We start from the raw sequence: 10,075 nt of genomic DNA, 5'->3' as shown, positions 1-10,075 counted from the left end.
CGCTCGGCAGCGCTCGCGGCGCGGGCGAGCTCGTCCGCCGCGGAGCGACGCGGCCGTCCGCCGGCAGCGGCCCGACGGGCGGCCTCGACCGCGGCATCCGCTCGCTCGGCCACCCGCGACCGGACCTCCGGGTGATCACGCAGCACGAGCGCGTCGAGTTCGCCGAGCACCCGGGCCGCGTCGCGTCCGCCGGGCGTCGCCGTCGCCCAGTCCGCCGGCTCAATCACCGGCGGCTCCGCGCGACGGCGCCCACGCGAAGGTGCTCGCGATCGCGTCGGCGAAGGCGACGAGCGCGTCGAGGTCGATGCCCTCGACCGGATCGCCCGGATCGCGGAGGATCGCCGTGGACAGCAGGACGCCGACGCGCCGGCCCGTGCCGGGAACGGGGACCAGGTGGTTGACCTGCTCGGTGCCGACGCGCTCGAGCCCTGGCAGGGTCGCGAACGTGCGACGCCAGCGGACGATCGTGCGGTCGTCGCCGAGGAACTCCGCGCCGTGGCGTCGGAACAGCTCGGCGACCTGGCCGTCCAGCGGCCGCCCGTCCGGGCCCGTGATGCGGCAGGCGCTCATCGACATCGGCACCGCCGTCGACTCGCCGACCTCGGTGGGCAGGTACATCGCGATGCCGTCCTTCGCGCGCAGCTCGCGGAAGGCCGCCTTGGTCCCCGCCGTCAGCTGGAACTCCAGGTCCGGACGCCCGAGCGGACGGATGCGCTCGCGCATGCGCGCCAGCAACTCGCGCTCCTCGTCGTCCGTCGGGAGGTGGCGCGTCCAGCCCGCCGGGAGGAGCAGTCGGAACGGCGGCAGCTCGGGGTGGCGCTCGACGGCCTCGGCGACGCCCGCGGGCAGGGTCACGAGAGCACCACCGAGTCGACGAGCCGCCACAGCTGCTCGGAGAGGGCGCCGACCACCGACGGATCGGCGCTTCGCGCGCGCACGGCCACGGCGCAGGCATCGGGGGTGAAGACGTAGCCGAGTTCGGCGATGCGGGGCGCTGCGGCATCCGTCGTCGGCTCGCCCGCCTCGAACACGCGCGCGTACCCGACCCCCGGTCCGAGCCCCCGCGCACGCACGTCGACGGGTCGCACCGGCAGGTCGCCCCGGAGGCCGGCGAGCTCGGCGCGCGGATCGGCCGGCCGGCCCTCCCGATCCTCGACCGCGATCTCGACGACGCCCGACGCGGGCAGGCCGAACGGGCAGTACCAGAGGGCGATCCCCCCGTGACCGGCGAGGTCGGCGTGCTGGGCCAGGAGCAGCTCGCGCAGGTCGGCGCGGCGCGACGGGTCGCGCCACGGTTCCATGACCTCGTGCTCGGCGAGCAGGCCATCGACCCAGGCGGTCGCGTCGTCCGCGCCGTCGGAGGGGAACGCCGTCGGCACGGGCAGGAACCACTTCGCCTCGTAGTCCAGCCGGATCGCCCTGCGGTCAGCCCCGCCCGTCATCGCGCCGCCAGCTCGCTGCTCCAGCGATCCACCGGGTCGGTCAGCGCGTCGAACGCCTGCCCGCCCAGCTCGTAGGCGCCGTAGAGCGGCTTGCCGATCGAATCGACCACGTTGAGGGCGGCATCGACGCCGGAGCCGCCGTGCTGCACGCCGTCGAGGACGGTGCCGCGCAGCGCGCCGTCGACGCGGTTGGTCACGGCGGCGCCGGAGCGCGCGTAGGCCTCGGACAGGCCCTCGGCGATCGAGCCGCTCGTGCCGCCCGTGATCCGCGCCGCCCAGCCCGAGGGTCCCGTGTAGCGCAGCGCGGACATGTCGTCGGCGAAGGCGCCCATGCGCTGCAGGATGCCGCGGCTCTGCGTGAGGTTGCCGGCGGAGTTGACGACCGGACCGCGCATCACGTCGACGAACCCCCGCCACGCCCGGACCTCCCGGAGCGCCGTCAACCCGACCATGTCGGAGCCGAAGCCCGACAGGAACCGCCCGGCGCCCGACCAGCCGTCGGCCAGCTGGCCGAGCTTGGCGAGCCGGCCGAACGGGATGATGCCGACCACCGCCATGGCGATGTCGAACGCGCCGCCCCGGCCACGCGCGACCTTCCAGATCGTCGTCGCCAGCGCGGCGATGCCGACGATCGCACCGAGCAGGAGGAAGAGCGGCGCGCCCACGACGATGGCGAGGACGGCGAGCACCACCCCGGCGACCGCCAGCACCGTCGAGATCGCCTCGATGACCGGCAGGGCGTCGTCCCAGAACGAATCGCTGACACCGCGCTCGTTCGCGTCCTCCAGGCCGCTGAGGGCGGTCTCGTAGGCCGCGTCCCACGTGTCGTAGGGTGCGTCGTAGCGTGTCGCCTCGACGAGCCACGCGTCGTACGCGCGCTCGCGATCGGAGCGCAGGCCCGCGACCGCCTCCTCCCCCGCGCTGAGCTGCTCGGGAGTGGCATCCGGCTCCGGCGGCCTGGCGGCGGCATCCGCGTGGGCATCGCGGGCGGCCGTGTACCGGGCCCAGAGCTCATCGCAGGTCTCGACCACGTCGTCGATCGTCGGCTGCACCTCGCCGAGCGTGCGCCCGTAGTGGCGGAGCACCCGACCGCTCGGCTCGTACCGCTCGCCGGCGCGGCCCAGGTCGACGTGCAGGTCGCCGACGTCGTCCTTGAGGTCCTCGATCGAGTAGCCCTTGCCCCGGGCCCCGTCCACGATGGAGCGCAGCAGCGCCGCCGACTCGCGCATCTCGGCGCCGAGCGTCTCCATCTCGGCGCCGCGCGCCTCGATGCCGGCGGCATCGCCCTGGATCCGCCGGATCTCCCGGCCCGCAGGCGACCGGTCCATCAGCGACCCCCCGACCCGGACGCCGACGCCTCGGCGTCGACGTCGAGCGACGCGCCCGCCTCGCGGTCCCAGTCGCGCCACGCGCGCCCGATCGCGTCGACGCGCTCCTGGAAGGCCAGGACGTCCTGCTTGAGCGTCTCGCGCTTGTCGTCCCACTCCGATTCGAATCGGTCGGCCGCGGTGCGCAGCCCCGACCGCCCGCACGGGGTGCCGATCGCGGACTCGAGCGCGACCGAGCGCGCGCCGGCGCGGTCGAACTCGACCGCGATGCGCTTGAGCGACCCGTTGAGCTCGTTGAGCAGCTCGTAGGGGATCTCGACGCCGTCGGACACGTGATGTTCCTCTCGGTTCGGGTTGGGACGAACGGCAGCGGCCGCGACGACGGTCTCCCGTCGTCGCGGCCGCGCGGGATCAGCGACCCGCGAGCTGCTGGTCGAGGTCCTGGATCGCCTGCATCATGCCGCGCAGGGCCTCGCCCATCTCGCCGATGCCGTCGACGGCGTTCTTCAGGCCCGTGGTGAGCTCCTCGTAGCCCTGGCCGAACTTGCCGGACGCGTGCTGCGTCTTGAAGTCGTTGCCGAGCAGGGTGTCGACCGAGCTCTTCAGCTGGTCGAGCTGCCCCTGGATGTCATCGCGAGCGTCGGCGAGCTTGTTCGCCATCGCCTCCATCTCGCCGTACGAAGCGCCGAAATCTGCGGCCATCGTGAAACCTCTTCCATCGTTCGGGATGCGTGCCCGCGACTGCGGACGGTGATCACCACCATACGGATGCCGCCCCGCAGGGGCCATGGGGAGCACTCCCCACCCGGCGGCGGCGGGCTCAGCCGGACAGCGGCAGCTGCACGAGCGTCGCCCGGCCGTTCTGGACGAAGAACCCGCGACCCTCCGGGAAGTCGCTGCGCTTGACCTTGGGGAACGGGGTCTTGAACACCGCATCCCCGTCGTAGGCGTCCGGGCGGAGCGCCACGCCGCGGCGTCCCGCCTTGAAGTCGCCGACGAAGCCGAACCCGCTCGACAGCGAGGCCACGTCGGCGTCGCCGACGAGGAAGTGCTCGCTGCGGTTCACGGCCTGGAACAGCTCCTTCAGCGGCCGCTCGGCCTCGGAGTCGGCGAACTGCGTCACGTTCTCGACGGCGATCACGTACCGGCCGGGCACCGTCGGGTCGCCGATCACGTCGACGAGTTCGCGCGCGAGCGCCTTCACCTCGTCGGGGGTCACCGCGCTGCGCGTCCACTCGGCGTGGTCGGCCAGTTGCGGGCGTCGACCCGCGAGGTGGAACAGGCGCACGTCCGGGTCGTGCCGCCGGACGGCATCGATCACGGCGCGCATCGCGGTCGTCTTCCCGCTCTGGGGCGGACCTGTGATCGCGAACGTGCCGACCGGTTCGAAGCCGATCGGGGCGAGCGTGTCGTCGGCGAGGCCGAGGGCCGGCTCCCCCGCCACCTCGGCGGGCAGCTCGCCCGGTGCGAAGGCCGTGGGCAGCGCCCGCACCGGTTCGGCCTCGTGCGCACCCTTGGCGCGCAGCCGGCTCGCGAGCGCCTCGAGCGCCTTCGTCTGCTCGGCGACGTTCGCCGTGCCGCCGAGCACCGCGAGCTGCGTCTCGAAGCCGTCGACGATGGCGCGTCCGGGCGCCGACCGGTCGTCGAGCACGTCCTTCGGCACGCCGAGCACCTGGTAGCCCGACTCGTCGGACAGCCGCAGCACGATGCGCTTGGTGACGTTGGCGCTCACCGCCGTCGGCACGGCGCCCGCGCGGTCGGCCGTCGCGACGACGTGCACGCCGAGCGGGCGGCCCTCGCCGAGCAGGCGCATCACGACGTTGTAGAAGGGCATGCGCACGGTCGTGGAGTCCCAGTCGGCCTTGAACTGCGCGAAGCCGTCGATGAGCAGCAGCACGCGGGGTTCGCGGATGCCGGTGAGCTCCCGGTACTCGGTGAGGCTGGCGGCGTTCACCTCGCTGAACGCCCGGCCGCGCCGGTCGAGGAGCGCATCGAGGGTGCGCAGCATCCGCTGGACGCGTTCGGCGTCGTCGCCCGGCACGACCGAGCCGACGTGCGGGAGCATCTCGAGGGAGCGCAGCGCGCCGGAGCCGAAGTCGAGCGCGTACACCTCGGCCGGTCCGAGATCGGGGCGCAGTCCGATCGAGACGGCGAGCGAACGCAGCAGCGTGGACTTGCCGGACCCGCTCGTGCCGTACGCGAGCATGGCGCCGTCGCGGTCCGGCGTGAACGACATCGGGGCCTGCAGCTGGCGCTCCGGGACGTCGGCCAGGCCGAACACCACGTCGGCGTCGCCGCGCTGCGGCAGGGATTCCAGCGCGACCGTCGTCGCCAGGTCGTCGAGCCAGGGACGACGCGGCGCGGGGATCGCCGCGGTGTTCGCCGCTCGGATGAAGGTCTGCACCATCCGCTTCTGGTCGTTCGGACCGGGGTCGACCGGGTCGAGGTCGTCGTCCCGCTCCCCCGCGACCTCCCACACGGTGGTCGACCCGAAGCGCAGCTCGGCGACGCGGACGTCGGCCTCGGCGGGGGCGTCGCTCGTCCACCCGCCGGCGTAGGCCGACTGGAAGGGTACGAGCCGACCGGGCCCGGTCTTCGCGATGCCCCGACCGGGGATCGCCGGGTCGAAGCCCGCGGCGACCGGGTCGCCCACCACGTCGCGCGAGTCGGACTCGTCCGCCATGCGCAACGCGACCCGCAGGTTGGTGTTCGCCCGCAGGTTGTCCTTGATGACGCCCGCCGGCCGCTGCGTGGCCATGATCAGGTGGATGCCCAGCGAGCGGCCCCGCTGCGCGATGTCGACGACGCCGTCGACGAACTCGGGCACGTCGCCCGCGAGCGCCGCGAACTCGTCGATGACGATGACGAGCGCGGGCGGGGTCTCCGGATCCCGCCGCTTCTCGAGCTCGAGCAGGTCCTTCGCCTTCTTGCGGTTGAACAGGTGCTCGCGGTGGTGCAACTCGGCCCGGAGGCTCGTGAGCGCGCGACGCACGAGGTGCGGGCTGAGATCGGTGACGAGGCCCACGCAGTGCGGCAGGTCGACGCAGTCCGCGAACGCCGAACCGCCCTTGTAGTCGACGAACAGGAACGTGACCCGGTCGGGGCTGTACTCGGCCGCCATGCCGAGCACCCACGCCTGGAGGAACTCGGACTTGCCCGCGCCGGTCGTGCCGCCGACGAGGGCGTGCGGACCCTGCGTCCGGAGGTCGAGCGTCATCGCATCGGGGCTGCCCTGACCGACGAAGGCCTTCAACGTGCCGGCCCGCTTGAGCCGCGGCAGCTTCGCGCCCGATCGGTCGACGATGGACGCGTTCTGCCGCCAGCGCTCCACGACGCTGTCGGCGTCGCGGGCCATCTCGTCGCCGATGAGCGAGAGCATCGAGACGCTCCTCGGCAGGTCGCTCGCGTCCTCCACGACCGTGCTCGCGTCGACCACAGGCGCGAGGCGCCGGGCGAACACCTCGGCGTACCGCATCGAGACGCCCTCGACCGCGACCTCCGCGTACTCGACGCCCGAGCGCACGACCCCCACGCGGGCCCGATCGAGGCCATCCGCGACGTCGATGAAGGTGCGGCAGGCTGCGGGGAGCGACGCGACCGTCGGCGCGACGAACAGCGTGTGGATGCCGACCTCCGCCCCGCGCTCGATGAGCTGGACGAGGCGCGGACGGTCGACGGGCGCGTCGGCCGAGACGATGAGCACGAGCGCCGAGTCGGGCCGCGGTTCGTCGCGGATGCCGCCGGGCGTGCCCACGCGCGCCCCGCGCGCCATCGACCCCTCGTCGTCGGCGAGCGGTCCGCGGCGCTGCGGCGCGGCGTCGAGGCGTTCGAGGATGAGCTCCTCGAGCGAGTTGAGCAGCGCCGCCCCGGCCGACGCGCTGTCGGCCAGCGCGGCGCCCGCGACGGGGTTGCGGTCGCTCGAGGCGTGCGGCAGCCACTTGAGCCAGTCGAGCTCCCGGCTCCAGCCGGGGTCGACGATGGCCGCGGCGACCACGTCGTTCGGCGCATGCAGGCCGAACAGCTGCACGGCGAGCCCGCGCAGCGCATCGGCGGCGAGGTTCGCCGGCCCGGCGACGCCGACGGCGCCCGCGCTCGGCAGCAGCTCGACGACCGGCACGTCGTCGATCTCGCCGTACCGCTCGCGCAGCACGTCCACCTGGCGTGCGTACCGGGCGATGCCGGGCTGCGACGTCTCCGACTCGCGCACGGAGTTGCGGCTCGTTGCCCGACCGACCCCGAGCCGGACCGCGAGGAAGTTCCAGTGCTCCGGACGCCGGGTCCACAGCATGGGACCGAGGCGCATGGCCTGCTCGTACACCGTCGCGACCGGCGGCGCCTCGTCGTGGCGACGCTCGCGCTCGACGTGCCGCTCGCGCTCGAGGGTCTCCTCCAGCCGCTCCAGCTGCACCTCGAACGTCTCGATCTCCTGCTTGAGCTTCTTGCCGCTGCCCATCCGCTGGCCGAGGTAGTTGCCGACCAGCATCAGCGGCGACAGGAACACGATGAGCAGCGCCATCGGCCGCTCCGTCAGCGCGAAGATGGCCACGCCCATGAGCACGGGCGAGATGATCATCGGCCACGGGAACAGCCGCGGGTTCTCCTCGCTCGGCACGCGCGGTTCCGGGTGCGCGGTGCCCGGGTAGCGGGCCTCGACGCGGGGCGAGCGGTTGAACATGAGCGCGCCGCCGCGTTCGAGCACGGGGTCGGCCGCGGCATCCGTGCCCGCGAGCATCGCGAACGACACCACCGTGTCGCCGATGGTGACGCGCACGCCCGGGAGCGCGCGCACGCGGGAGACCGGCCCGCCGTCGACGATGAGCCCGTTCGCCGAGTTCAGGTCGACCACCTCGACGCCCTGGTCGATCTCGATGCGCGCGTGGCGCTTGGAGACGAGCGGGTCGGCGAGCACCACGTCGGCGTCGGCGGCGCGCCCGACCACGCTGTGGCCGGGTCGGAGCGGGAACTCCCGCCCGGCGTCCGGTCCGGAGTGCACGTGCATGATCGCGACCGGCGTCGCCGCAGCGGCCGACCGCGACGACGGCGAGACCACGGCCGCGTTGAAGCCCGACCCGATCGGCGCGTCGGCGGCGAGCGTGTCGGGATCGAGGACGACGGGCTCGCTCGAGGTCGGCGGCGCCACGGCCAGGGTCAGCGGTCCGCCGTGGCGCGGCAGGTGGGCCGACGCCGGGTCGGCATCGGCGATGGAGCGCGCCATGTCGCCGACCGTCGCGGTCGCGTCGGCGGTCACCACCACGTCGACCGCCGGCCCGCTCTGCCGGCGGAACCCGAGCTTGAGCCTCACGCGCGCACCTCCTCGACCCGGAACTCGACCCCGCCGAGTCGCACCGACGCGCCCGCGGGCAGCGGATGCGGCACGCCGGCCTCGAGCTCCCGGCTGCGTCCGTCGGCCTCGACGATCGCCGTGCCGTTGCTCGACCACCGGTCGACGACGTGCACGCCGTGCTCGTCGACGACCACCGCGGCGTGGGTCTTCGACAGACCCATGGTCGGGTCGGCCACCGGCAGCAGCAGCGCCCGCTCGGGGTCGCCGTCGGCGCGCGCGGGGTCGCGGCCGATCAGGGTGGTACCGGATGCCGCCACCCGGGCGCCGTCGCCGAAGACGAGGGTCGCCGAGGCGCGCGTCGCCGTCGGCGACGGGCCTGCCGCGGAGGGCGACGTCGTGGCGGGCGGGGGCGCGACCTCGGCCACGGGCGGCGGCGTCCACGCGCCGACGGTCGCTTCCGGCCGGGACGCCGGCGGCGCGGCGACCACGCCCGAACTCGAGCGGGCCGCGGGGATGAACGTGCGCTCGTCGATCCCGCGGTCGGACGCGAGCGACGGCAGGTCGGGACGCTCGGCGAACGGCGCCGACTCGACCTGCCGACGGGCGAACCGGAGCGCCTTGCCGTCGAACGGGTCGAGTCCGCGACGCACGTCGAGCACGAGGCAGCGCCCGACGCGGTCGAGCCAGCTGCGTCCCCGTCCCTCCGGATCCCACAGTCCGGAGGCGAAGCAGATCGCCGGGCCGACGATCGGCAGCACCACCTGCGACGCCCAGAGGACGAGGACCCGCAGCACGACGCGCCAGAACCCGGGCCTGGCGAAGGTCGCCGCGTTCACGGATCGTAGCCCCAGCGAGGCCTTGCCGATGGTGATGCCGCGCCGGCCGTGCAGGCCGAGCTGGGTGAGGCCGTACGCCGTGAGCAGCACCTGCCCGACCGCGGAGAGCACGAGCGGGCCGGCGAGGGTGCCGAGATCCGTGGCGGAACCCGCCATCACCACGGGGACGAGCTGCACGGCGGCGATGACGGCCGGGATCGACAGCAGCGCCCAGCCGGTCGCGTCGATGGCGAACGCGGCCGCCCGACGGCCGGTGGGCGCCGGTCGCAGGCCGAGTGCGGCGGCGTAGGCGGGATCGGGGCGACCATCGGCGCCGACGCCGGGGATCGGCTCGTCGGCGTGCATGGTGATGCTCAACAGCGCTCCTCGGGTGTGCAGGGTCAGGGAGCCACCCAAGCAGGCTGGGCGTGCCACGTCGATGGGGAGCACTCACCGTGTGCACCCGACATCCGAGCGTAGCGCGCCGGCCGTGACCGGCCGAAGGTCAGCGCGACGACGAGATGGGCTGCGGACCCGCTGCGAGCTGTCGCTCGTACTCCTCGCGCGCGAGGCGGTTGCGCTCGCCCACCGTGCGGCCTCGCGACGCGATCCACCCGCCGAACCAGATCGGCAGCTCGCGCGCGACGATCGCGGCGATGATCGCGTACGGGTCGAGCCAGCGGTCGGCGATGAAGTCGCCCGCCTCCTGCGGCGTGAACTGCCACGCTCCCACGGTCAGCAGCGACGCCCCGATGTAGGAGAAGTACACGACGACCGCGACGAGCAGGCCGAACACCGCCCAGGTCCACCACGCAGCCCGGTTCAGCGCCAGCGCGAGGAGCGCGAAGGCGATGAAGAAGAAGAGCACCGGGATCCAGAAGACGGGCTGCACCAGGAACTGGCCGAGCACCCGGGCGGCGTCGTCCGGCGCGTACTGGGTCAGGATGACGAGATAGGAGATGCCCGCGTAGAGGATCGCGAAGAGCACCGTGGCGATGAGCCCCACCAGGACACCGAACCCGCGGTTGCCCCGCGGCTTCGGCTCGGCCGGCGCCTGCACGTAGATCGCCTGCGGCGAGGGCGGCGCGGGCGCGGCCGGCGCCGTGCTCGACGCGGCGGTCGCGCCGGCGCCCGCGGCGCCGATCGTCTCTGGCACGCCGGTCTCGCGTCGGACCTCCTCGGCGCGCACCGGCTCGGGGCTCGCGG

The 10,075-nt window shown here is 74.0% G+C and carries 9 protein-coding genes; all 9 read right to left on the bottom strand.

Annotation, left to right across the window (positions count from 1 at the left end):
• On the bottom strand, positions 1 to 227 hold a 227-nt coding region (locus tag AVP42_RS10065; RefSeq protein ID WP_157356787.1), incomplete at its 3' end, for a hypothetical protein.
• The gene (locus AVP42_RS10060; RefSeq protein ID WP_067948629.1) at positions 220 to 855 is read right to left on the bottom strand and encodes a hypothetical protein; all 636 of its coding nucleotides are present in this window, start codon (positions 853 to 855) and stop codon (positions 220 to 222) included. The genes AVP42_RS10060 and AVP42_RS10065, both read right to left, overlap by 8 nt.
• Complete coding sequence (locus tag AVP42_RS10055; protein WP_067948627.1) at positions 852 to 1,442, bottom strand: hypothetical protein; 591 nt, start codon at positions 1,440 to 1,442, stop codon at positions 852 to 854. The genes AVP42_RS10060 and AVP42_RS10055 overlap by 4 nt, the downstream gene beginning before the upstream one ends.
• On the bottom strand, positions 1,439 to 2,770 hold the full coding sequence (locus AVP42_RS10050; protein ID WP_067948625.1) for a hypothetical protein: 1,332 nt from the start codon (positions 2,768 to 2,770) through the stop codon (positions 1,439 to 1,441). The genes AVP42_RS10055 and AVP42_RS10050 overlap by 4 nt, the downstream gene beginning before the upstream one ends.
• Positions 2,770 to 3,102 (bottom strand): hypothetical protein, encoded by a 333-nt coding sequence (locus tag AVP42_RS10045; RefSeq protein ID WP_067948622.1) that lies wholly within the window; start codon positions 3,100 to 3,102, stop codon positions 2,770 to 2,772. Before AVP42_RS10045 ends, AVP42_RS10050 begins: the two co-directional genes overlap by 1 nt.
• A gap of 79 nt (positions 3,103 to 3,181) precedes the next feature.
• Entirely contained in the window at positions 3,182 to 3,472 is a 291-nt protein-coding gene (locus tag AVP42_RS10040; RefSeq protein ID WP_067948620.1) for a WXG100 family type VII secretion target, read from the bottom strand.
• A gap of 118 nt (positions 3,473 to 3,590) precedes the next feature.
• Positions 3,591 to 8,072: an FtsK/SpoIIIE domain-containing protein gene (locus tag AVP42_RS10035; RefSeq protein WP_067948618.1), complete on the bottom strand. Its 4,482-nt coding sequence runs from the start codon at positions 8,070 to 8,072 to the stop codon at positions 3,591 to 3,593.
• Entirely contained in the window at positions 8,069 to 9,247 is a 1,179-nt protein-coding gene (locus tag AVP42_RS10030; RefSeq protein ID WP_067948616.1) for an RDD family protein, read from the bottom strand. The genes AVP42_RS10035 and AVP42_RS10030 overlap by 4 nt, the downstream gene beginning before the upstream one ends.
• Positions 9,248 to 9,374: 127 nt before the next feature.
• Positions 9,375 to 10,075: hypothetical protein (locus AVP42_RS16695; protein WP_067948614.1), on the bottom strand; the 701-nt coding region annotated here is incomplete at its 5' end.

The organism is Agromyces sp. NDB4Y10, assembly GCF_001620055.1.
Classification (GTDB): domain Bacteria; phylum Actinomycetota; class Actinomycetes; order Actinomycetales; family Microbacteriaceae; genus Agromyces; species Agromyces indicus.
Note: the sequence above shows the minus strand (reverse complement) of the source record. Positions and strands in the feature narration are given on the sequence as shown.